At 34.5% G+C, this 22,167-nt stretch carries 22 protein-coding genes; 16 read left to right on the forward strand and 6 right to left on the reverse strand.

Annotated elements, in window-relative coordinates; translation table 11 throughout:
* The first annotated feature begins 5 nt into the window (after window positions 1-5).
* Window positions 6-386, forward strand: a complete 381-nt coding sequence (locus JO950_RS00485; protein WP_017497677.1) for a TraR/DksA C4-type zinc finger protein — start codon at window positions 6-8, stop codon at window positions 384-386.
* Window positions 387-646: 260 nt separating this feature from the next.
* Here the strand turns inward: JO950_RS00485 and JO950_RS00490 are convergent, their stop codons facing one another.
* Entirely contained in the window at window positions 647-1,027 is a 381-nt protein-coding gene (locus JO950_RS00490) for a hypothetical protein (protein WP_202700567.1), read from the reverse strand.
* Between the two features lie 32 nt (window positions 1,028-1,059).
* On the reverse strand, window positions 1,060-1,416 hold the full coding sequence (locus tag JO950_RS00495; protein ID WP_202700569.1) for a roadblock/LC7 domain-containing protein: 357 nt from the start codon (window positions 1,414-1,416) through the stop codon (window positions 1,060-1,062).
* 179 nt (window positions 1,417-1,595) lie between these two features.
* On the opposite strand from JO950_RS00495, the gene JO950_RS00500 reads away from it, so the two are divergent.
* The 6 genes from JO950_RS00500 (at window position 1,596) to JO950_RS00525 (ending at window position 11,516) form a co-directional block, all read left to right on the forward strand.
* Window positions 1,596-1,811, forward strand: a complete 216-nt coding sequence (locus tag JO950_RS00500; protein ID WP_202700570.1) for a hypothetical protein — start codon at window positions 1,596-1,598, stop codon at window positions 1,809-1,811.
* A 125-nt stretch (window positions 1,812-1,936) separates the two neighbouring features.
* Window positions 1,937-2,536 (forward strand): lipoprotein signal peptidase, encoded by a 600-nt coding sequence (locus JO950_RS00505; RefSeq protein ID WP_202700571.1) that lies wholly within the window; start codon window positions 1,937-1,939, stop codon window positions 2,534-2,536.
* A gap of 140 nt (window positions 2,537-2,676) precedes the next feature.
* Window positions 2,677-5,835, forward strand: a complete 3,159-nt coding sequence (locus JO950_RS00510) for an exodeoxyribonuclease V subunit beta (protein ID WP_202700572.1) — start codon at window positions 2,677-2,679, stop codon at window positions 5,833-5,835.
* A gap of 80 nt (window positions 5,836-5,915) precedes the next feature.
* Window positions 5,916-7,109 (forward strand): glycine C-acetyltransferase, encoded by a 1,194-nt coding sequence (gene kbl, locus JO950_RS00515; protein ID WP_202700573.1) that lies wholly within the window; start codon window positions 5,916-5,918, stop codon window positions 7,107-7,109.
* A 114-nt stretch (window positions 7,110-7,223) separates the two neighbouring features.
* A complete protein-coding gene (locus JO950_RS00520; protein ID WP_202700574.1) occupies window positions 7,224-8,687 on the forward strand; it encodes an OmpA family protein in 1,464 nt (487 codons plus the stop codon).
* Between the two features lie 63 nt (window positions 8,688-8,750).
* Window positions 8,751-11,516 (forward strand): PD-(D/E)XK nuclease family protein, encoded by a 2,766-nt coding sequence (locus tag JO950_RS00525; protein WP_202700575.1) that lies wholly within the window; start codon window positions 8,751-8,753, stop codon window positions 11,514-11,516.
* A 364-nt stretch (window positions 11,517-11,880) separates the two neighbouring features.
* Here the strand turns inward: JO950_RS00525 and JO950_RS00530 are convergent, their stop codons facing one another.
* Complete coding sequence (locus JO950_RS00530) at window positions 11,881-12,657, reverse strand: alpha/beta fold hydrolase (protein ID WP_202700576.1); 777 nt, start codon at window positions 12,655-12,657, stop codon at window positions 11,881-11,883.
* Between the two features lie 167 nt (window positions 12,658-12,824).
* On the reverse strand, window positions 12,825-13,628 hold the full coding sequence (locus JO950_RS00535) for a TIGR00266 family protein (protein WP_202700577.1): 804 nt from the start codon (window positions 13,626-13,628) through the stop codon (window positions 12,825-12,827).
* Window positions 13,629-13,808: 180 nt separating this feature from the next.
* Between JO950_RS00535 and JO950_RS00540 the strand changes: the two genes are divergently transcribed.
* Together JO950_RS00540 and JO950_RS00545 are read left to right on the forward strand one after the other, a co-directional pair.
* Window positions 13,809-14,165, forward strand: a complete 357-nt coding sequence (locus tag JO950_RS00540) for a hypothetical protein (protein WP_017497689.1) — start codon at window positions 13,809-13,811, stop codon at window positions 14,163-14,165.
* A gap of 89 nt (window positions 14,166-14,254) precedes the next feature.
* Complete coding sequence (locus tag JO950_RS00545) at window positions 14,255-14,776, forward strand: ferritin (RefSeq protein WP_202700578.1); 522 nt, start codon at window positions 14,255-14,257, stop codon at window positions 14,774-14,776.
* A 56-nt stretch (window positions 14,777-14,832) separates the two neighbouring features.
* Here the strand turns inward: JO950_RS00545 and JO950_RS00550 are convergent, their stop codons facing one another.
* On the reverse strand, window positions 14,833-16,125 hold the full coding sequence (locus tag JO950_RS00550) for an aminopeptidase P family protein (protein ID WP_089077432.1): 1,293 nt from the start codon (window positions 16,123-16,125) through the stop codon (window positions 14,833-14,835).
* 786 nt (window positions 16,126-16,911) lie between these two features.
* On the opposite strand from JO950_RS00550, the gene JO950_RS00555 reads away from it, so the two are divergent.
* The 4 genes from JO950_RS00555 to JO950_RS00570 are packed head-to-tail and all read left to right on the forward strand — an operon-like array spanning window position 16,912 to window position 19,774.
* A complete protein-coding gene (locus JO950_RS00555; RefSeq protein WP_202700579.1) occupies window positions 16,912-18,258 on the forward strand; it encodes a polymer-forming cytoskeletal protein in 1,347 nt (448 codons plus the stop codon).
* Between the two features lie 39 nt (window positions 18,259-18,297).
* Entirely contained in the window at window positions 18,298-18,675 is a 378-nt protein-coding gene (locus JO950_RS00560; protein WP_202700580.1) for a nuclear transport factor 2 family protein, read from the forward strand.
* Between the two features lie 43 nt (window positions 18,676-18,718).
* Window positions 18,719-19,330: a hypothetical protein gene (locus tag JO950_RS00565; RefSeq protein ID WP_202700581.1), complete on the forward strand. Its 612-nt coding sequence runs from the start codon at window positions 18,719-18,721 to the stop codon at window positions 19,328-19,330.
* Window positions 19,331-19,336: 6 nt separating this feature from the next.
* A complete protein-coding gene (locus JO950_RS00570) occupies window positions 19,337-19,774 on the forward strand; it encodes a GNAT family N-acetyltransferase (RefSeq protein WP_202700582.1) in 438 nt (145 codons plus the stop codon).
* Between the two features lie 85 nt (window positions 19,775-19,859).
* Here JO950_RS00570 and JO950_RS00575 read toward each other — a convergent pair whose 3' ends face one another.
* On the reverse strand, window positions 19,860-20,051 hold the full coding sequence (locus JO950_RS00575; RefSeq protein WP_202700583.1) for a hypothetical protein: 192 nt from the start codon (window positions 20,049-20,051) through the stop codon (window positions 19,860-19,862).
* 183 nt (window positions 20,052-20,234) lie between these two features.
* Here JO950_RS00575 and JO950_RS00580 point away from each other — a divergent pair, with 183 nt between their 5' ends.
* The 3 genes from JO950_RS00580 (at window position 20,235) to JO950_RS00590 (ending at window position 22,163) form a co-directional block, all read left to right on the forward strand.
* Entirely contained in the window at window positions 20,235-20,975 is a 741-nt protein-coding gene (locus JO950_RS00580) for a LytTR family DNA-binding domain-containing protein (RefSeq protein ID WP_202700584.1), read from the forward strand.
* Between the two features lie 101 nt (window positions 20,976-21,076).
* Window positions 21,077-21,637, forward strand: a complete 561-nt coding sequence (locus JO950_RS00585; RefSeq protein ID WP_202700585.1) for a hypothetical protein — start codon at window positions 21,077-21,079, stop codon at window positions 21,635-21,637.
* A gap of 76 nt (window positions 21,638-21,713) precedes the next feature.
* Complete coding sequence (locus JO950_RS00590) at window positions 21,714-22,163, forward strand: GNAT family N-acetyltransferase (RefSeq protein ID WP_202700586.1); 450 nt, start codon at window positions 21,714-21,716, stop codon at window positions 22,161-22,163.
* Window positions 22,164-22,167 lie beyond the last annotated feature (4 nt).

A 22,167-nucleotide genomic window follows, 5' to 3' on the forward strand; every position in this document is an offset into this window, starting at 1 on the left:
ATAAGATGATAGATGAAATTACAAGATACTCTGATGCTGATTTAGCAGAGTTCAAAGAAATAATTCAAAGCAAAATACAAAAAGCACAAGCTGATCTGGATTTAATTAAGAGTGCTTATATGAACGATTTGAATAACGGAACAGATGATACTTCTCCAACTTTTAAAGCATTTGAAGAAGGAAGCGAAACAATGTCTAAAGAAGCAAACTCACAGTTGGCGATCAGACAGGAAAAGTTTATACGCGATCTAAAAAACGCATTATTCCGTGTTGAAAATAAAACCTATGGTATTTGCAAAGTAACAGGTAAATTAATCAGCAAAGAAAGGCTTAAAATCGTTCCTCATGCTACAATGAGTATCGAAGCTAAAAACTTGCAGAGATAATTTTCAATTTTAATACTTCATAAAATAGACGCTCCTTAATTAGGGGCGTTTTTTTTGTTTAATGTTTTAACGGTTTTGTTTAAGGAGTAACGGAGTGATAAATAAAGAATTGAATTACAAAAGGGCTAAATGTAGTAAAATAATGTTGCTTATTTTTTGTAAGAATTTTTCAAACGATAGTTTTTGGAGACTATAAGGAGTAAAAAATAATTAGAACTGCCAGTTTGGAAGACAGTTCTAATTAAAAAGTTGGCTTGAGATTAAGCCAGATTTTTTTCCAGTTCTAATTTGTGTTTTCTTAAAACAGCTCTTGTCATTCCTAAATTTGCTTTAGTAGAGTCAGCGGCAAGATAGATCATGAATTTTTTGTTGGGAGAAATGTCGATGATGTGAATTTGATTCGAAAGTGTAATCAAAATGTCTTCGATTTCCTGATTTAAATTTAAAGCTTTTACGGCACTTAATTTTGCTTTAACAACTTCTAGGTTGTATGCTGCTGCAAGTTCAGGGTCAAATGCCGGATCTATTGTCAGGTTTCCAAAGCTTAATCCTGATTCGATTTCTGTTACAGCTACTGCAATAAAGCCGTTTACGTTAGTTTTCATTTCATTCAAAAAAACGTTTAAAAAGTCATTACTCATAGTTTTCGGGGTTTGGTGTTAATAGAAATATGTTATTTTAACAGTGAATTTTTGCTTAACTCAGCAGCAGTTTCCTCGGTCGATCGTAATAATAACCCCAGATTGCTTCCGTCTTTTGAAAATGTAATAATGAAATTTGTGCCGCTTATTTTGTTTCCGATAATAACTCCTTCAGTGGTTTTTAAAAAGAGTTGTTTTAAGGAGCCTTTTTCAAGATCTAATAATAATTTGTCGCTCATCGATACTATGGCAGAGCTCATTGCGGCAATACTGTCTGCATAGTCTAAGTGAAGTGATGTGATTAGTTTTCCTTTTCCATTGATAATTAATGCTGCGGAAGATTTGGTATGAAGCAGAAAATCGTTTAGAGTAGTTGTGATTTCATTCATATTTGTAGGATTTAAGAAAGTTGTTAAATTCTTTTCGTTTTAATACCGTATAAAGGGTAAATATGATCTTTTAATCTAAACAAGTGTTAATTTTTATTAACAAATATAAATTAAATTATGTATCATTGTAATACCAAATCATGAATAATTTTATTTATTTAACATTAAAATCTTGTAAAATGGCTAAAGTGTTGAAATTTAAAGAGGTAAGCTCTGATGTAGAGCACAGAATGAAAGAATTTGAAAGGATTCGTATTCAGTTTAAAACTCAGGTCAAGAAAGCTGAGGCTAAGAACGCAGCAGCAGGAAAAGAAGGGAAAGGGCTCTTTAAGTCGATTTCAGAATTCTTCGCTGATCCTCCCAAAAAGTCAGCGCAGTCCAATATGAGAAAATAAATTCTCTATATAGGTGATGAATTGATGTAATACCTGCTCGTTTGTCCTCAAAAAACAATTAACGCTCCATTGGGAGCGTTTTTTTTGATTAAATTGTTATTTTTGCCGCATCAAAATTTAATAAAATGTCATTACGAAAAGCGTATTTGCTTATATTCTTAGTTTTAATTGTTGATCAGCTTTCAAAAATCTATGTAAAAACAAACTTTGTGCTAGGAGATGAAGTGGAAGTTTTTGACTGGTTTAGAATTCATTTTATTGAAAATGAGGGAATGGCCTGGGGAACTAAAATTCCCGGAGAATATGGTAAATTGATTTTGACTGTTTTCAGGATTTTTGCTGTATTCGGAATTGGATACTGGTTAGCCGATTCGGTTAAGAAGCGTTATTCTAATTATTTAATTGTTGCCATTGCTTTGATTTTTGCAGGAGCTGCCGGAAATATAATCGATTCAGTATTCTACGGGGTTATTTTTGATGCCAGTGATAGTAATTTAGCAACGCTTTTCTCGCCGGAACCTTATGGAACATGGTTTCATGGTTTGGTTGTAGACATGTTTTACTTTCCGATCTGGAGAGGTACTTTGCCTGCCTGGTTTCCTTTATGGGGTGGTGAAGAGGTTTCTTTTTTTAATGCAATCTTTAATGTTGCCGATGTGGCCATTTCTACAGGAGTAGGTATATTACTGGTTTTTAATAAAAGAGCATTTCCTAAAACAGCATAATTTTTATAGAAAATTTAAAATATTCAAATTCCAAATTCCAATGGCAGTACATCCTGTTGGAATTTGGAATTTTACATTATTGGGATTTAGAGCCTGTTTAAAATTAATGTGTTATTTTTACCTTACGAAAAACCAAACTTATGCAAAGTCCGTCTTTCTCTATCTATGATGCATCTGCAGGCTCCGGAAAGACCTATACTTTGGTAAAAGAGTATCTTAAAATTATTCTTTCTTCACCAAGGAACGATGCTTATCGCAACATTCTGGCCATTACATTCACCAACAAAGCAGTTCATGAAATGAAAAGCCGTATTGTTGGGAGTTTGTCTGAGTTTGCAAAAGAAGAGCCTTCTGTAAAAGCAGTTGATTTGATGGAGGATTTGTCTCGGGATACAGGACTTTCGATTATTAAGATTAAGACAAAATCTCAAAATATTATCAAGCACTTAATTCATAATTATGCTGCTTTTGATATTTCTACCATTGATAAATTTACACATAAAGTAATTCGCGCTTTTGCACATGATCTTAATCTGCCAATGACTTTTGAAGTCACTTTGGATACAGAGAATTTATTAGTTGAGGCGGTTGATGCTATAATTGCACAAGCCGGTCAGGACGAAACATTGACTAAGCTGTTGGTTGATTTTACGATGGAAAAAACCGACGATGATAAAAGTTGGGATGTTTCCCGGGAAATCTTAGAAACGGGTAGGCTCGTTCTGAATGAAAACAATCGGAATGAAATTTCTCATTTTCAGGATAAATCTATTGAAGAGTTTATTGAGATCAAGAAAAAAATGCTCGCTTTGTGTAAAGAACTCGAATCTGAAAATGAAAATTTTGCGATTGAGGCATTAGCTTTAATCGATAAAAACGGAATCGATTTGAAGTCATTCTCTCGCGGTACTTTTCCAAACCATTTAGAAAGTATTCGCGACGGGAAATTTAATCCCCGAAATAAAACTTTTCACGAATTTGATGATATAGCAATCAATAAAACCGCAAAAGACCGTGCGTTAATTGAAAATGTAATCCCTGAACTGCTTCATATTCTGGTGAAAATCTATAAGAATTTCGAAAAAAGAGATTTCTATAAAGCCTTTCTGAAAAATATTACGCCATTGTCGCTGTTGAATACGGTTAGTAATGAATTGGCTAAAATTCAATCAGAGCAAAATGTACTGTCTATTTCTGAATTCAACGCCATTATTCACCGTGAAATTCAGAATCAGCCTGCACCGTTTATTTATGAGCGTTTGGGAGAGAAATACCGCCATTTTTTTATCGATGAATTTCAGGATACCTCCGAGATGCAGTGGCAGAATCTGATTCCGCTGATTCATAATTCCCTTTCCGGAGAAGATGATTTTGGAAACAAAGGGACGCTGATGATAGTGGGAGATCCGAAACAATCTATTTACCGATGGAGAGGGGGAAAAGCAGAACAGTTTATAGAATTAGGAAAAGAAGAAAATGCTTTTTTTAACCATAAAAAAGAGGTTAAGCATTTAGATACAAATTACCGCAGTTATAGTGAGGTAATTGAATTCAATAACGATTTTTTTAAATTAATTTCGGCAGAGTTTACCAATGAAGATTACAAAGATTTGTATGAAAATCATAGTTTTCAGAACATAAATTCAAAGAAGGGAGGCTATGTTAATATTGCTTTTCTTCCTCTAATCGAGAAGTCAGATTATGCAGACGAAGAAGAAGTGGTCGAGAAATCGGATCTGTATGTTTTGGCGACTTTAAATACCATTCAAAAAGTGGTTCGGGAAGGTTTTGAATACAAGGATATTGTAATCTTAACCCGAAAAAGAGATCAGGGAATTGCTATTGCGAACTATTTAACGGAGCAGAATATTCCGCTTTTATCATCTGAAACCCTAATGATTCAAAATGCAACAGAGGTGCGTTTGATTGTTTACTTGCTGAAATATTTAAACAACAGTGCTGATCTGGAGTCGAAAGCAAATTTTCTTCATTTTTTGGGATCCAATAAAGAAGTTCAGCTGCCAATTCATGACTTTATTGCTTTAGGGATGTCTCAAAAAAAGGAAGGTGATTTTGAAAAATGGCTTTTAACTTTTGATGTCTCACTTTCTTTCGAAGATGTTCGTAAAAAATCCTTGTATGAGGCGGTTGAAATTATAATTGCAAAATTTATTCTTCCTAATGAAGGAAATGCCTATGTTCAGTTCTTTTTGGATATTGTTTTAGAGCGGGACATGAGAAATCAGGCTGGTATAGCTGATTTTTTAACTTATTGGGATAAAAATGCGGAGAAATTTAGCATTCCGTCTCCTGAAGGAAACAATGCTGTTCGGATCATGACGATTCATAAATCAAAAGGATTGGAATTTCCGGTTGTCATTATGCCTTTTGCGGAAGAAGACTACAATCGAAAGCCAAAGGATAAATTATGGCTCGACACCGAAGATGTAAATTTAGATGTTCCAAAAGCTTTGATCGATAATAGTAGTGCGGTTGAAGGTTTCGGTGAGAGTGCTTCGGCAGTTTTTAACTTGAAGAAACAGGAAGAACTGCTGGATAATATAAATGTTTTGTATGTTGCTTTAACACGTGCTGAAGAGCAATTGTATGTGATATCGCAAGGGATGAAAGAAAGGAAAGATGGTGAATTGCCTAATAATATGGCTTCTTTTTTTATTCGGTATTTAATGCATAAAGGGGTTTATGATGCTGAACGATCAGAGTATGAGTTTGGCAATAAGAGTAGGCTTTCGAATGCTGTAAAATCAGTTGATTTGGTGAAGACGATTCCTGTTGTTTCGGAAGTTTTAAATCCGAAAAACATCAAGATTGCACAACGAGAGGCTTTAATGTGGGGAACGCATCAGCAGGAGGCAATCGCTTATGGTAATATAGTTCACGAAATTCTGGCTTTTGTTAAAGATCGGTCGGATGTGGATCTGGCAATTACAAAAGGAATTGAAAATGGACTTATTACAAACGATCAGGTCGATATGGTTTCAAAGACACTTCAGGAAATTGTGAATCATCCGGAGCTGAGTATTTGTTTCGATGGAAATGCAACTATTTTGAACGAACAGACAATTGTTCAGAAAGAAGGCAGGATTTTAAAACCCGATCGTATTGTTCTTACTTCAAATAAAGAAGCTTATTTGTTGGATTATAAAACAGGAGTGATCAATTCAAAATATACAAGACAAATTCAGGAGTATGAGGAGGCTATAGAGGATTTAGGTTATAAAGTGTTAAAAAAAGCGTTGGTATACATCGGATCAGAAATCGATGTAGTAAATTTGTGAAAAAATTAATCAGATGTTAAAGGTTTGACTAGGTGTTTTTGTCTTAAGTTGTTAATTTTTAACGTTTTAAATAAATAGAAATGTACGGTAAAATAAAAGAACATTTGCAAAATGAGTTGCAAACAATTGAAGAAAACGGAATTTTCAAAAAAGAACGCATTATAACTTCAGCACAAGATGCTGAGATAACGATTTCCACAGGAGAAAAAGTTTTAAATTTTTGTGCCAACAATTATTTAGGACTTTCATCACATCCTGAAGTGGTACAAGCGGCAAAAGACGCAATGGATTCACATGGTTTTGGGATGTCATCAGTACGTTTTATTTGCGGAACACAGGATATTCATAAAACTTTAGAGAAGAAGATTGCAGATTTTTATGGGACAGAAGATACTATTCTTTATGCCGCGGCTTTTGATGCCAATGGTGGTGTTTTCGAACCTTTGTTAGGAGAAAATGATGCTATTATTTCAGACAGTCTGAATCATGCGTCTATTATTGACGGAGTTCGTTTGTGTAAAGCAGCGCGTTACCGTTATGAGAACAGTAATATGGAAGATTTGGAGCAGCAATTAATTAAAGCAAATGAAGCTGGTGCGCGTTTCAAATTAATTGTTACTGATGGAGTTTTCTCAATGGACGGCCTTGTAGCACCCCTTGATAAAATTTGTGACCTGGCAGATAAGTACGATGCTATGGTGATGGTAGACGAGTGCCATGCTGCAGGATTTATCGGAGCAACCGGAAAAGGAACTCTCGAAGCAAAAGGAGTTATGGGAAGAGTTGATATTATTACCGGAACCCTTGGTAAAGCTTTAGGTGGGGCAATGGGAGGTTATACTACTGCCAAAAAAGAAATTATTGAGTTATTGCGTCAGCGTTCAAGACCGTATTTATTCTCAAACTCACTAGCACCGGCTATTGTTGGGGCTTCTATTAAGGTATTTGAATTGTTAGAAAAGGATACTACTTTAAGAGATAAATTAGAATGGAATACCAATTACTTTAAAGCAGGAATGAAAAAAGCCGGTTTTGATATCATTGATGGAGATTCGGCTATCGTTCCGGTCATGTTATATGATGCGAAATTGTCGCAGACTATGGCAAATGAATTATTGAAACAAGGCATTTATGTAATCGGATTCTTCTTCCCTGTAGTACCTAAAGAAAAAGCGAGGATTAGAGTGCAATTATCGGCCGCGCATACAAAAGAGCACTTAGACAGGGCTATAGACGCTTTTACAGTTGTCGGACAAATGTTAAAAGTTATATAATTCCCACTTTGGTCGAATTTTTGTAGGTTTTTTTTAACATTTCATTTTGTATTTAAAAATTTTGGTGTTACTTTTGCTTGTAATTAACTAAATTGTAATTAAAAAAAATTAAGTATGAAACATCTTAACAAACTTTTAGTTGCTGTGATGATGGTGATGGGTTTAAGTTCTCACGCACAAGACAGCAACAATCCATGGGCTATCTCTTTTGGAGTTAATGCCGTTGATACTAGAACAAGTTCTGGGTCAGGAAGTGGTTTCTTCGATCAACATTTTTCTCAGCCATTCGCTGTAAAAGACAACTGGAATATTCTTCCTTCTCTATCTTACATTGGTGTAAATAGATATGTAGGTAGCGGTTTCTCTGTTGGTTTACAAGGATCTGTGAACAAGATTGATAAGTATGTTACTTTCAGTCCATCTGCTGTAGGGCATGATAGTAGAGGTAACGTAGTAACTAATCCTGGTGACTTGATGTATTACGGAATTGATGCTACTATTAAATATAGCTTCCAGGAATTAATCAAATCTAAAGTAATCGATCCTTCGTTATCTGTTGGTGGAGGTTATACTTTCTTCGGAGATAGCAGCTACGGAACTGTTAACCCAGGTGCTGGTGTTACTTTCTGGTTTACTGATGCTATTGGTCTTGAGCTTGCTACAAGATACAAATGGTCAGTTAGTGGTGATAGAACAGACAAAGCTGGTGTTCCAGATGCTCCATCTCACTTTCAACACACTGCAGGTCTAGTTTTCAAATTCGGAGGTAAAGATACTGACGGAGACGGAATCTACGATAAAGATGATGCTTGTCCAGATGTTGCTGGTTTAAAACAATTCAACGGATGTCCTGATACTGATGGAGACGGAATCGTTGACGCTTCTGACGCTTGTCCAGATGTATTTGGTTTAGCTGCATTAAACGGATGTCCTGATACTGACGGAGACGGAATTGCTGACAAAGATGACGCTTGTCCAGATGTTGCTGGTTTAGCTGCTTTAAAAGGTTGTCCTGATACTGACGGTGATGGTATCGCTGACAAAGATGACAAATGTCCTACAGTTGCTGGTCCTAGAGAAAATGGTGGTTGTCCTTTCTTAGACGCTGACAAAGACGGTGTAGCTGATAAAGATGACGATTGTCCTACAGTTTACGGTCCTGCTTCTAACAGAGGTTGTCCTGAAGTAACTACTGAAGCTTTAGAAGATCTTAAAGTTCAAGCTAGAGCGGTTTACTTTAACTCAGGAAAAGCTACTTTCAAAACTGGTGACAAAGAAACTCCAGCTAGATTAGATGCAATTAAAGAAATCCTTAAAAACTATCCAAACGCGAAATTCTCTATCGAAGGACACACAGATAGTACAGGTTCTGCAAAAATCAACGACAAACTTTCTCAAGAAAGAGCTGACGCTGTGAAAAATGCATTAATCGAAAGAGGTGTAAATGCTGAGAACTTAGAGTCTAAAGGATTCGGATCTTCTCAACCAGTTGCAAGCAACAAAACTGCTGCAGGTAAAGCACAAAACAGAAGAACAGAAATTAAACACATTGGTTCTAAATACCAAGGTAAAATCTAATTTACTGTCTAAATAAATACTAAAAGCCATTCTTAATTGAATGGCTTTTTTTATTTTTATCAAATGATAAATACTTCTTTTCTCGGGAAAATAGCGACCGTTATAATTCAGGAATATTCAGATAAACTTGCTGAAACAACTATTATTCTGCCTAATAAAAGAGCAAAAGTTTTTTTAATCGAGGCCCTGAAAAATGAGACGAAGAAAACAATACTTTCGCCTGAAATTATTAGTATTGAAGATTTTGTGCAGGACGTAGCCTCGATCCGATCAGTTGATTCAATTGAGCTTTTGTTTGAATTCTATGATGTGTATCTTTCCGTAACAGAGAAACAACATCAACAGTCTTTTGAATTATTTGCCAATTGGGCAAAAACACTTCTGCAGGATTTTAATGAAATCGATCGCTATCTGTTAGATCCTTCGCATGTCTTGTCGTATTTAAGTGATATTGAAGACATCAAAAAATGGGGGATTGAAGTCGAGAACAAAACCAAACTTTTAGAGAATTATATTGATTTTTGGAAACTTCTTCCGTTGTATTATGATTCGCTATACAATCACTTACTGAATAAATCAATTGGATACCAGGGATTGATTTATCGGGAAGCCGTAAACAATCTCAATCACTTTTCGAATACCGTTTCAAATCGTAGTTTCATTTTTGCAGGATTTAATGCTTTGAACGCAGCTGAAGAAAAAATTGTTCAGCATCTTTTGGCCTTAGATCAGGCTAGGATTTATTGGGATGTTGATCAGACTTTCTTAAATGATCCTTATCATGATGCGGGACTTTTTGTGAGACGTTTTAAAGAAAATTGGAAACATTATAAGGCTCATCCGTTTGAATGGATTGTAGATGATTTTTCACAGTCTAAAAACATTCAGATCATTGGGACGCCTAAAACAATTGGTCAGGCAAAACTAGCGGGTAGTATTATCGAGAATATGATCACAGAAAACCCAACTACTGCTTTAGATAAAGTGGCTATTGTGCTGGGTGAGGAGAATCTACTGATGCCGGTTTTATATTCCCTGCCTTCTTCGGTTGGAAGTTTGAATATTACAATGGGTTATTCGGGAAAGAACAACCCATCGCAGATATTAATCGCGAAATTGTTTAGAATGCATACCAATGCGCTTTCGCGTAAAGGAGAAAGTTATGTCTTTTATTATAAAGATATACTTGATATTCTTACACATCCATTGGTTGAACCTTATGCCAATGCCAATAACTTGGTTCGGATTATCAAGGAGAATAATTACACTTTTATTACGCATAATCGGGTTTTAGAACTCAATTTGAGTCCAACGCCATTGTTTGATCTGCTTTTTCAAAAGTGGGAGAATGGATCGATTGCTGTTCTTGAAAATGTTTCGGCTCTTTTACTTTTGATAAAAGGAAATTTCAGCAATGATAATGAGGAGGAAAAAATTGCCAAAGCTTTTGTTTATGCTGTCTTTAAAGTAATTAATAAGCTAATTAATTATTACACAAAACACAATCACATTGATAATATAGATACTTTGCATGCGATCTATAAACAGATTATTGATGTGGCTGAAGTTTCGTTTGAAGGAGAGCCTTTACGTGGACTGCAAATTATGGGGGTTCTGGAAAGTCGTGTACTTGATTTTGATACTGTAATTGTGACATCGATGAATGAAGGAAAGTTCCCGGCTGGAAAATCTCAGAATTCATTTATTCCCTATGATGTCAAAAACGAACTGGGATTGCCTACCTTTAAAGAGAAGGATGCCATTTATACCTATCACTTTTACCATTTACTGCAAAGAGCCCAAAATATCTATTTGATTTATAATACTGAAAATGATGGATTGGATGCCGGAGAACGTAGTCGTTTTATCACACAATTGGAGGTAGAGAAACAAAAGAAACACAACTTAACGTTTGATATCTATAATCCTGTTTTGCCCACAACGGCTTATCAGCCTATGGTGGTTCCTAAATCCGATGCTGTGATGGATCGTTTAAAAGAAATTGCACTTGCCGGTTTTTCTCCTTCGGCTTTGACGAGTTACATCCGAAATCCGATAGATTTTTATTTTCAAAAAATACTTCGAATTAGGGAAGTGGAAGAGGTTGAGGAGAATATCGCGCTGAATACTCTTGGAACTATCATTCACGAAACGTTAAAGACACTTTATGAGCCCTTTATAGGTAAGTTCATCTCGGAAACAGATCTCGAAAATTGTTTCAAATTATTGGATGCTGAAGTTTTAAATCAGTTTAAATTGGTTTATAAAGAAGGTGAGATAAAAAAAGGACGTAATCTTTTGGCCTTTGAAGTAGCGAAGCGAAATGTCTCTAATTTTTTGAAAATGGAATTAGAATCTCTTAAAAATGGAGATGCGGTTCAGATCATAGCTTTGGAGGAAACTTTTGAACGTGAATTAAATCATACGGATTTGCCGTTTCCTGTTTTAATTAGAGGTAATGTGGATCGTATTGAATTACGCAACGGGAAAATCCGAATTATTGATTATAAGACAGGAAAAGTTGAAAAGACAAATGTTATCCTGAAATCATGGAACGGATTGACTCAGGAGCTTAAAAATGATAAAATTATTCAGGTTTTGGCTTATGCCTTTATGTTTGAAACCAAAGCGAAAGAAATCCCCATCGAAGCGGGTATAATTTCTTTTAAAAATCTTAAATCAGGTTTTTTGCCTTTCACATTCAAAGAGGATAAAGAGAGTACTACTACAGTTTCAAAAGAAATTTTGAGTAAGTATTTAGAGGAAATCGTATTACTGTTAAAAGAGATTTTTGACCGGGCAATTCCTTTTGAAGAGAAAATGGATTAATCGTTTTTATTCAGAATATCAACTTTGATGTTTTCCTGATGAAAAAGTGATTTCATTTCTGAAATTATATTTAAAATGGACTTTTTTTAAATGAATTTTATGAAGTAAAATGTTATAATTTTTAAGGAGTGTATTTCTTTTTGATGAATTTGTCTACAAATTTCACCCAATAAACCATCAAAGTATAAACTATAAATAAAAGTGATTCAAGGGCTTAGGATTAGTGCATAAAAGGAATAACTTTGCCGAAATTTTTAAAAAGAAATTTTTAAAAAAAGTATAAATTTTTGCCCCCAACAAAAAGAAGAAAAGGCTGTTTCGATAATTTTTCGAAACGGTCTTTTTTTATGTTGAAGGCCGTGATCTAAGAGAAAAATTGAGACAAAACGGTTTTTAATTCCTCTTTGTTTTCGATATGACTCATATGTCCGTCTTCGAAAGAAATGAGTTCTGCTGTAGTATCATCTATCTGAGTACGGGAATCTTCGTAATCCAGAACAGGATCTTTTTTTCCTAAAATTAATAAAACGGGAAAAAGGTTTTGTTGCAAAAGTGTTTCCCTGTCTTTTCTGACTTTCATTCCTTCAAGTGAAGCAATAATTCCCTGTAAAGGTGTTTGGAGTGCCTGCGTTTTTACTTTTTCGATTTCGTCGGTTAATCGGATTCGGTTGTTCTCACTGAACAAATTACCAATAGCCAGACTCACAAAGGTTGCGTAATTCTGTTTGACTGCTTTGATAGCTCGTGTTCGGTTAAGTTTTCTCTCTGGGCTATCCTCCTTTGAAGTAGAGTTGAGTAAAACCAGTTTCTGAATGTTTTTTGGAAACAATTCGGCGAAAGCCAAACCAACATAACCTCCCATTGAATGCCCTACAACAGTAGCTTTTTCAATCTTTAAATGATTCAGCACTTCCTGAACGGCATTGGCATTGTCTTCCATCGTATGCACATATCCCAAAGAATCCGATTCGCCGTGTCCTAATAAGTCGATTATAATGACACGATATTTTTCAGAGAAAAAATCAACATAGTCTTTCCACATTTTTTTGTTTTCCAGAAAGCCGTGAAGGAATACAATTGCATTTCCAGTTCCCGAATCTGAGTATGATATTTTGGTATTTTTGTATAAAAGCGTTTTCAAAATGAACTTTTTTTGTTGTCAGGCACAAAGTTAAGAAAGCTGAAGTAAAATATCGAGATGTCTTGATTTAATTGGGAAATCTTTAAAACTGGAATAAATTTATTTATAGCAAAATATGGTTTGTGAACGAATTAAAAATGGCTTCCATTTCTGAAAGCCATTACAAATTAAAATCGGTTATCACCATCTAAAAGATTTCCTAATCCGCCTAGCAGGCTTCCTTCGTCACGGCTGTTTCCGCCAGATTTTGGTGCCGATGCAATAATGCGGTCAGCCAGTCTCGAGAAAGGCAACGATTGTATATAAACTGTTCCGGGACCTTTTAAAGTGGCATAAAATAATCCTTCGCCACCAAAAATAGAATTCTTAATTCCGCCAATAAATTCAATATCATAAGCTACATCTTTAGTAAAACCAATGATGCATCCCGTATCTACTTTTAGGACTTCGCCTGGTCCCAATACTTTTTTAGCCATTGTTCCGCCCGAATGTACAAATGCCATTCCATCTCCTTCGATTTTCTGCATAATAAAGCCTTCACCGCCAAATAAACCACGTCCAAGTTTCTGAGAAAATTCTATTCCGACAGAAACACCTTTAGCAGCACATAAAAACGAGCTTTTTTGGCAGATAAATTTGCCTTGAAATTCTGTTAAATCAATTGGAAGGATTTTTCCAGGATAGGGCGACGCAAATGAAACTTTGCTTTTGCTATTGCCTTGGTTTAAAAATGCTGTCATAAATAAACTTTCGCCGGTAAGAACTCTTTTTCCTGCGCTTAAAAGTTTGTCAAACAAACCTGATCCTTGTTGTTGAGAACCGTCTCCAAATATCGTTTCCATCTGGATGTTGTTTTCCATCATCATGAAACTGCCAGCTTCGGCAATTACAATTTCCTGCGGGTCCAGTTCTATTTCAACATATTGCATTTCTTCCCCAAAAATCTGATAATCTATTTCGTGTGCTTGCATAATTTCTTAATTTATTTGTTTTTAAAATTAGACTAATAATGCTGTAGAATGTTACATTCTTTAGTCAGTTACCGCTGTTTTTAAGAGCATTAAATGATTTTGTTATTTTAAATTAGTCTTAATTATGTTTTTTATTGCTTTAAATTCTATATTTTTGCAACGTTATTATATTTTATCAGAATGGCGTTAGTTAGTGATTTGACCACCAAAGTATTATTTGAAACCGAAAAAGGATATAGTTATCAATGTGATTTGACTAATAGTATAATCATCAATTTTGTTGATACAGTGTCAAGTTACAAAATTCATGATTTTTTGATTTTTCAAAGAAAGGTCAATAGCGTTGACATTCTTAATATGCTTTATGACTTATCTGATCGGTCAGACGCACAATTGATTGAAACCACCAAAAGAAATTTTTCCAGAAATCTTACTATCTGTGAAATAGTGCAGTTAAGAGATTTATTAAACGGAACTAAATTTACCCTCACTTTACATTCTATGCTTTGTAATATTGTAAACGTAGAGCTTATTTAGATTCTTACTTAGATCAAATCCAAATTTTCGAGCAGTTAGAGGTGCCTTCTTTAATTTTTGTAATTTTACACATATAAAAATTAGAGGATATGAAAGATTTATTAAGAACACGTACTTCATTAGTTGAAAGTGTAGAAAATATATTAAACTTACAAGCAAAATTAGAAAGTGACGCTTCTAACAAATATTTAGCTATGGCAGCATGGTTAGATAGAAATGGTTATGCTAATACAGCATCTTATTTGTACAAACAAGCCGAGGAAGAGAGAGAGCATTTCCTAAAAGTTTTCAAATATATTACAGATATGGGAGGGATTGCCGTTACGCCGTCTGTTCCGGAAGTGCAGCAGGAATTTGCTTCTTTGAGAGAAGTATTTGAAATTGCTTTGCAGAATGAAATTGCAGTTACACAAGCAGTGAATAAAGTAATTGCAAAATGTAGAGCTGAAAATGACTATGCTACAGAAGATTTTATGATGTGGTATGTTGCTGAGCAGAGAGAAGAAGAGAAAAACGCAAGAAGAGCTTTAGAGCTTTTTGAGTTGATTGATGAAAGCGAAGCTGCCGGAAAATTCCAGTTGGATGTGCAAATCGCAAAAATCGGAGAGTAATTGATATATAAAATTGAAAAAGCCCTTAATATTTTTATTAAGGGCTTTTTTCTTATCTATTCATTCATCAAACTCTCGATCTCGTCAGCTTCAATAGGAATGTTACGCATCAGGTTAAAAGGCTCTCCTTTTTCCTGAATCACTACGTTGTCTTCTAAACGAATTCCGAATCCTTCTGCCGGAATGTAGATTCCCGGTTCAACGGTAAAAACCATATTGGCTTTCATTGGTTCGTGAAGTAATCCGTAATCGTGCGTGTCCAGACCCATGTGGTGAGACGTTCCGTGCATAAAATATTTTTTGTAGGCGGGCCATTCCGGATTTTCGTTCTGAACATCGGCTTTGTCGATCAAACCTAAACCTAATAATTCAGAGGTCATCACTTTCCCTACTTCTACATGGTATTGTTTCCAAAGTGTTCCCGGAGTCAACATTTTTGTAGCTTCGTTTTTTACTCTTAAAACAGCATTGTAAACTGCTTTTTGTCTTTCGTTATACCTTCCCGAAACTGGAATTGTACGGGATAAATCGCTTGAGTAGTTGGCGTATTCGGCAGCAACATCCAGTAAAATTAAATCCCCTTCTTTACATTGTTGGTTGTTTTCGATATAATGTAAAACATTCGCATTATTTCCCGAAGCAATAATTGGAGTATAAGCAAAACCTTTAGAGCGGTTACGAATAAATTCGTGAATCAATTCCGCTTCAATTTCGTATTCGGTAACATTTGGTTTTACAAATGATAATAATCTACGGAAACCTTTTTCGGTAATATCACAAGCCTGCTGAATCAAATCAAGTTCTTCGCTTTCTTTTACAGAACGAAGACGTTGTAAAATCGGGTTGCTTTTGGCTACATTGTGTGCCGGATAATGTTCTTTCCACCATTTTACGAATCGGGCTTCACGGGTTTCTGTCTCCACTGTAGCGCGGTAATGTTCGTTGGTGTTGATGTACATCGTATCGGCATACGTCATCATTTCGTTCAAAATCTTATGAAAATCCTGTAACCAATACACTGTTCTGATTCCTGAAACCTGAAAAGCACGTTCTTTAGTCAGTTTTTCACCTTCCCAAATGGCGATATGTTCGCTGGTTTCTTTTAGGAAAAGAATTTCTTTTTGATGCTCATAAGGTGCATCCGGAAACAAAAGCAAAATACTTTCTTCCTGATCTACACCACTCAGATAAAAAATATCTCGGTGTTGTGCAAACGGCAAAGTACTGTCGGCACTAACCGGGTAAATGTCATTAGAATTAAAAACGGCAACTGAATTAGGTTTCATTTCTGCCGTGAATTTTTTGCGGTTTTTTACAAAAAGAGCGCTGTTTATTTGGTGATATTTCATGATAATTCGGTTTTTGAACTTCGAATTTCAAAATTACGTTTTTTCAGCAAACAGCATGAAATTGATTTCTTAAAGTTTTATTATTTGTTTTGTGTTTTCCTGAGCGAAGTCAAAGGATCACCGCGAAGGGCGTTAAGGTTTACGCAAAGCACGCTAGTTTTTTCTCGCAAAGTCGCAAAGTAACCACAATCTTGTCATTCTGAGGAACGAAGAATCACACTAGTAACTCGACAAAGATTGGCGGTTTTGTTTCACGCAGATTTCGCAGATTCTGCAGATTTTTTCTTTTTTACAGTTGGTCTTAACCACAATCTTGTCTTCCTGAGCGAAGTCGAAGGATCACCGCAAAGTAACCACAATCTTGTCATTCTGAGGAACGAAGAATCACACTAGTAACTCGACAAAGATTGGCGGTTTTGTTTCACGCAGATTTCGCAGATTCTGCAGATTTTTTCTTTTTTACAGTTGGTCTTAACCACAATCTTGTCATTCTGAGGAACGAAGAATCACACTAGTAACTCGACAAAGATTGGCGGTTTTGTTTCACGCAGATTTCGCAGATTCTGCAGATTTTTTCTTTTTACCGTAAGTATTAACCACTAATCTTGTCATCTCGACGCAGGAGACTCGAGCGAGAGCGAACAGACGAAGTAAATCACATTAGAAAATCTACACAGTAATTCGCCAATCTTTGTCGAATCCCGACTGTGATCTACTTCGTCGAAAGGACAATATTGCGTAATATTGTATAATCTATGTACAAGTAACAGCCCAATAAAACATAAAATGCATCACTCAGGTTTCAAATTAATAACAATCAAAGAAGTCAAATCGCAATATCCATTTTTAATCGATCGGGAAGGTTTCGATTATTTTGAGGAATGGGAAGAGGAGGATTTCTTTTTGATTGCATTCGAAAGTGTAAATTTTGAGGCCAATTTTTATTTCGATCTTTATGAGAATAAAGAGAAAAAATGGCTTGCCGGAGTATTAAATCTTCCCTTAAAAGAAATGGAAGATCTTAGAATTGAAGGAGTCCTAATAAATGGAAATCTTTCTGTAAACGGAACGATTATAAATGCCGAAGGCGATTACGGACCTTATGTTTTTATTAAAGGAAATGTGAGTTGTCAAAGCATGTTGTTGGGAGGTTCGTATGTCGAAATTGAAGGCAACGTTACTGCGAAAGAAGTAGTAATGACTTCCTATAATCACGGTAATTTTAAATGTTCGGGCTGTATTGAAGCTCCGGTTTTTATAGTCGAAGATCATTATACCACATTCTCAAGCCGTAATAACAATTTGTTCTACTATAATGATAAAACAGACGACATGGATCCTGAAAATGAATCGGAATATGATGAGGACAGTGACGAAGAAGTTATTTCAGCCGAATTGCGAAAACACCTTAATAATTCTCTAATAACCACTTTTGAAGAACTCAAAAGAGAGTTGGAGGAGGGTGAGTTAGTTTTAAAAGAAAGTAATCCGTTGCCAAAAAATCAGGAATACTGGCAAAAGAGAGTTTTGTCCAATTACAGAGATTTAAAAATAGTTCCGCTCGAGTTTAAAACAGCAGCATTGTGCGAGATGGCATTAAATATCACCCATCATGCGTTACCGTTTGTGGAGGAAGATTTTATTACGTCTGAAATTTGCGAGAAATTAGTCGGTAAGGATGGTTTTGCACTTCAGGTAATTCTCGATCAATTTATAACCGAAGAACTTTGTTGGAAAGCGGCTGAGAGCGGAACATTGGTTTCACTGATTCCGGGGCGTTTTTATTCGGAAGAGTTAATTATAACGACTTTTAAAAAAGGCAAACACGAACCGAATATTAATGATGTTCCTGCTGAATTTATCACTGATAGTTTACTTGAAGCATATGTGAAAATTGGTAAAGGATTGTGGCTCGACAAGATTTGCAAAGAAAACGGAAAGGATAAATTATCTATTTTAAAAAGTGTAATTGATTCCGGAATACAGCATCTTGACGCTATTTTTGGGAATCACTTTAGTGTCGAAGTTGTTGATTATGCGGCATCTCTTTATAATAATGAAGAAAATAAATCGAAATGGGATAACTATGTTCAAAAATATAAAGTTAAATTCGGGCGTCTTGGATTAAACTAATTTCTTTAATCAGGCTTTAAATATAAAATAAAACAGATTATGATTGATAGAGAGAGAATAATTAAGAATTACGTTGAAGGTTACAATCAATTCGATATTGATAAAATGACAGCTGACTTTAGTCGGGATATTGTTTTTGAAAACATTCAGAACGGTGAAGTAAATATGACTTTAAACGGACTAAATGAATTTAAAGAACAAGCCGAAAATGCAAAAGCCTACTTTTCCACCAGATCACAAGTAATTACTGTATTGAATCATTTTGAGTCTAAAACAGAGATTGAAATTGATTACCATGCTGTTTTGGCGATGGATTTTCCTAACGGAATGAAAGCGGGAGAAGAATTAAACTTGAAGGGGAAATCTGTTTTTGAATTTTTAGATAATAAGATTTTAAAATTGAGTGATATTAGCTAATTATAAAACTGGAGAAAAGAATTCAAGAGATTAGATTTATATTATGGACAATGAAAAGCTAAGAACACTAAGAAATAAAATTTCAATTCCATTAAGCCAGGCTATTAGACTTCTTAAAAAAAATAATGATGACATTGAATTGTGTGAGCAGGAATTTCATAATGATAATATCAAGACAATCAGCATAAAAACAGAGTGTGATTATGATGTTGCAAAAGAGAATTATGAGTTATGTAATTACGATGTTGTAAAAACAGTCGAAAGAATTAATCAAAAAACAATTATCATAACAACAGGAAAAGCAACAGATTCTAAAATAGGCTTTGTTTTATGGCCCGAAAATGGAAAAGGTGAATTCTATAAAACTGTTAAGCGAAATGATGCTTTTATTCCAACAGAAGATTTTGATCTTTTTTTGAAAGAGTTTCAATCTGTTTTTCCCTTGCGAAATCCGTGGAATGATGTAATTGAAGATGAATTTGATAAAACGGGTCATAATTTTTTTGACCATAAAACGATCAGCTTGATTGTTGAAAAAATAAAACTTATAGAAAATGAAAATGAAAAGGAGAATGCTTTTTTATTGGAAACAATAAATTGGTTAAACGATAAATTAGTTTATGCTGAGTATATTGTGGTTTATGGTAATTTATAGAAGACTATGGAATCAAATATTAAAATCAGAAAAGTTGAAAAACAGGATTTAGATTTTGTTTACCAAGCGATAAAAGAGCTTGAAAATGAAATTTTAGATTTTGAAGTGTTTAGCCAGATATTTGATGAAAACATTTCAAATAAAAAGAATCTCTATCTAATTGCCGAAAACGAAACAGAAGGGTTAGGTTTTATTAGTTTTCATACCCAAAATCTTTTGCATCATTGCGGATTGGTAGGTGAAATCCAGGAGTTCTTTATTCACCAGAAACATCGCGGGCAAGGGGTTGGCAGGTTATTAATAAATGAGGTTTTAAATTTTGCAGAACAGCATAATTTAAAAAGTATTGAAGTGACCACCAATAAAAGACGTGTAGAGAATGTTGCCATTTACGAGAATCTTGGGTTTGCTTTAAGTCATAATAAGTTTACGATTTATAAGTAAACTTTGCAGCGATGGGAAGATTCAACATAAAAAAAACTGCTGTTTTGTAGGCAGCAGTTTTAATAAATGGGTAATTATGTTGTCATTAATGTGAGTATTCCATACAGATACTGCCTACTGCCGTTTTGTATAAAATCCAACCACATCTGTTTTGTCCGATAGAAGGATAGATTTCTTCGCCGTTACACATCGGATATGGTACACATTCTATAGTACTGGTACCACCGGCATTAATTGATTTTAATTCTTCTTTTGTTAATTTTTCGAAATTTTTCATAAATGGTTTTTTGTTTTTTGATTTTCCTACTCTATAAGTTTTTCGGATACCACTTTGATAAAAATATAAATTATTTTTAAATAAATACTTACAAAATAAAGTTTTTGATTCGGAGTGATTTTTACTTGATGGAAGTTGGGTAAAAGTTTAATATTGTAAATTAATAATTTGCCTAAAGAAAAAATGCAGCAATTAAATACGTCCATAAAACATCATTTGATAGTTGGTGCACTAATTAGTGTTTGGCTATTTGTTTTTGCTTTCATCATTAGACCATTTGACGACGGAACGATCAATTTTAAGTCATGGCTTTTAATTAGTTTAGGCTTTAGTGTTTTGGCATTTTTATGTTATTCAATTGTCGGATTTATTCAAAAGAGTATTTACAAGAAGATATCCAAATGGAATGTTAGTTTAGAAATCGCAAGTATAGTTTTCTTTTATTTGATTTATCTTTTTGGAACTTACACCTATTATAAAAGCCCTATTTTAAACGGAGGATATGATTTTACAGCATTTTTCTCGATTATTTTTATCAAAGTCACCCTGATTTTAACTCCTGTAATTGTTTTGGCAAGACGTTATTTGCTTAAACTGATTCCGATAAAAGAGGATTTTTTGATTGTTAAAGGAGAAAACAAATTAGATGTTTTAAAAATTAAAAAAGCAGATTTGGTTTGTGTTTCGAATGCACAAAATTATGTCGAGATCTTTTATTTGGAAAACAATCAGCTTCGGACAAAATTGATTCGGTCTTCACTCAAAAAAGTACAGGAAGATTTTGATTTTTTGCTTCAAATTCATCGTTCGCATTTAATAAATCCATTGCATTTTAAATCCTGGAGGAATTCAAATACGATCCTTCTTACTCAAATAGAACTTCCGGTATCCAAAAATTATAAAGCAAGTCTTTTGACTTTGTAATTTCGTACCTAAAACAGTACGTTTTGTACCAAAGCCAATAAAAATGGGGTTTGAGCGGATTTTAAAAAATAGTTTTGCTTCATCAATTTTAAAAATAAATTATGAAAACAAAACACATTTGCCTGCTTGGATTGCTATTTTTTTTGATCAGTTATCTCTTCTTTTCTAAGATTCTGCCAAACTTTCAAAAACCAATCGATTTTGCGCATTGGTTTAATTTAGTTGGAGCCTGTTTGTTGTTGTCATTTAATGATGTGTTTCCGAAATGCAAGCTAAATTTGATTGCATCAGTATTAACCACTTTTGGTGTTATTGCCCACATTGGCCTTTGCACGATTGATTTTATGATGTGGAGTTTCGGGAATAACGATCTCGCCAGAGAGGCATTGAGCAAGCAGATTAGTGATACACCATCTATTCTTTATCCTTTTGTGATTGTTGGGCCCTCTTTGCTTTTTGTTGGTTTGGCGATTCATGCATTTACTTTTATAAAAACGGAAACCGTAAAATCTTTGATGGTAATTGTTGGTTCGGCTGCTGTGGGATTTTCATTTTTTGCTTTGAAAAATGGCGTTTTGATGCTTTTGAGTTGTTTGGTTTTTGTTTTAGGATTAGGTTTGCTTCTTTATAGAAAAGAAAATCCAGAAACAAATGGAGTATAAGGCAATTGGGAAAGAGTTTTCAGGTAGATTAGAACTTCTGTTTTAATTCATATCTTCGCTTTCATCTTGTGTGAAAATGAGGATAGAAAAAGCAAATACAACCGATAGCGAAATTCTAACACAAATAACCAAAAAGTCAAAAGCTTATTGGGGATATTCAGCAGAACAAATTCAAAAGTGGGAGGTGAATCTTACTATTTCTCCAGATTATATAAGAGAACATGATGTATTCAAATTGGTAAAGGATAAGGTAATAATTGGTTATTATTCTTATCTTTTTGAAGATGAAAAGAATGTAAAAATGGATAATTTATTTATCTTGCCTGAATATATAGGAAAAGGTTTTGGAAAATACCTGTTTCTTGATTTTTTAAACCGAATGAAAGAGGCTGGAATTCAAACCATTCAACTCGATTCAGAACCAAATGCTGAAGGTTTCTACTTAAAAATGGGGTTTGTAAAAATCGGAGCATTCGAAACTTCGATAAAAGACAGGTTTATGCCCATTATGAAAATGAAATTATAATAAA

Source organism: Flavobacterium sp. UGB4466, from assembly GCF_903469665.1.
Classification (GTDB): domain Bacteria; phylum Bacteroidota; class Bacteroidia; order Flavobacteriales; family Flavobacteriaceae; genus Flavobacterium; species Flavobacterium lipolyticum.

What these genes read in the sequence shown, in the direction of transcription:
- JO950_RS00485 (WP_017497677.1), top strand. Translation starts at nt 6, where the DNA reads ATGATAGATGAAATTACAAGATACTCTGATGCTGATTTAGCAGAGTTC.
- JO950_RS00490 (WP_202700567.1), bottom strand. Translation starts at nt 1,027, where the DNA reads ATGAGTAATGACTTTTTAAACGTTTTTTTGAATGAAATGAAAACTAAC.
- JO950_RS00495 (WP_202700569.1), bottom strand. Translation starts at nt 1,416, where the DNA reads ATGAATGAAATCACAACTACTCTAAACGATTTTCTGCTTCATACCAAA.
- JO950_RS00500 (WP_202700570.1), top strand. Translation starts at nt 1,596, where the DNA reads ATGGCTAAAGTGTTGAAATTTAAAGAGGTAAGCTCTGATGTAGAGCAC.
- JO950_RS00505 (WP_202700571.1), top strand. Translation starts at nt 1,937, where the DNA reads ATGTCATTACGAAAAGCGTATTTGCTTATATTCTTAGTTTTAATTGTT.
- JO950_RS00510 (WP_202700572.1), top strand. Translation starts at nt 2,677, where the DNA reads ATGCAAAGTCCGTCTTTCTCTATCTATGATGCATCTGCAGGCTCCGGA.
- kbl (WP_202700573.1), top strand. Translation starts at nt 5,916, where the DNA reads ATGTACGGTAAAATAAAAGAACATTTGCAAAATGAGTTGCAAACAATT.
- JO950_RS00520 (WP_202700574.1), top strand. Translation starts at nt 7,224, where the DNA reads ATGAAACATCTTAACAAACTTTTAGTTGCTGTGATGATGGTGATGGGT.
- JO950_RS00525 (WP_202700575.1), top strand. Translation starts at nt 8,751, where the DNA reads ATGATAAATACTTCTTTTCTCGGGAAAATAGCGACCGTTATAATTCAG.
- JO950_RS00535 (WP_202700577.1), bottom strand. Translation starts at nt 13,628, where the DNA reads ATGCAAGCACACGAAATAGATTATCAGATTTTTGGGGAAGAAATGCAA.
- JO950_RS00540 (WP_017497689.1), top strand. Translation starts at nt 13,809, where the DNA reads ATGGCGTTAGTTAGTGATTTGACCACCAAAGTATTATTTGAAACCGAA.
- JO950_RS00545 (WP_202700578.1), top strand. Translation starts at nt 14,255, where the DNA reads ATGAAAGATTTATTAAGAACACGTACTTCATTAGTTGAAAGTGTAGAA.
- JO950_RS00550 (WP_089077432.1), bottom strand. Translation starts at nt 16,125, where the DNA reads ATGAAATATCACCAAATAAACAGCGCTCTTTTTGTAAAAAACCGCAAA.
- JO950_RS00555 (WP_202700579.1), top strand. Translation starts at nt 16,912, where the DNA reads ATGCATCACTCAGGTTTCAAATTAATAACAATCAAAGAAGTCAAATCG.
- JO950_RS00560 (WP_202700580.1), top strand. Translation starts at nt 18,298, where the DNA reads ATGATTGATAGAGAGAGAATAATTAAGAATTACGTTGAAGGTTACAAT.
- JO950_RS00565 (WP_202700581.1), top strand. Translation starts at nt 18,719, where the DNA reads ATGGACAATGAAAAGCTAAGAACACTAAGAAATAAAATTTCAATTCCA.
- JO950_RS00570 (WP_202700582.1), top strand. Translation starts at nt 19,337, where the DNA reads ATGGAATCAAATATTAAAATCAGAAAAGTTGAAAAACAGGATTTAGAT.
- JO950_RS00575 (WP_202700583.1), bottom strand. Translation starts at nt 20,051, where the DNA reads ATGAAAAATTTCGAAAAATTAACAAAAGAAGAATTAAAATCAATTAAT.
- JO950_RS00580 (WP_202700584.1), top strand. Translation starts at nt 20,235, where the DNA reads ATGCAGCAATTAAATACGTCCATAAAACATCATTTGATAGTTGGTGCA.
- JO950_RS00585 (WP_202700585.1), top strand. Translation starts at nt 21,077, where the DNA reads ATGAAAACAAAACACATTTGCCTGCTTGGATTGCTATTTTTTTTGATC.
- JO950_RS00590 (WP_202700586.1), top strand. Translation starts at nt 21,714, where the DNA reads ATGAGGATAGAAAAAGCAAATACAACCGATAGCGAAATTCTAACACAA.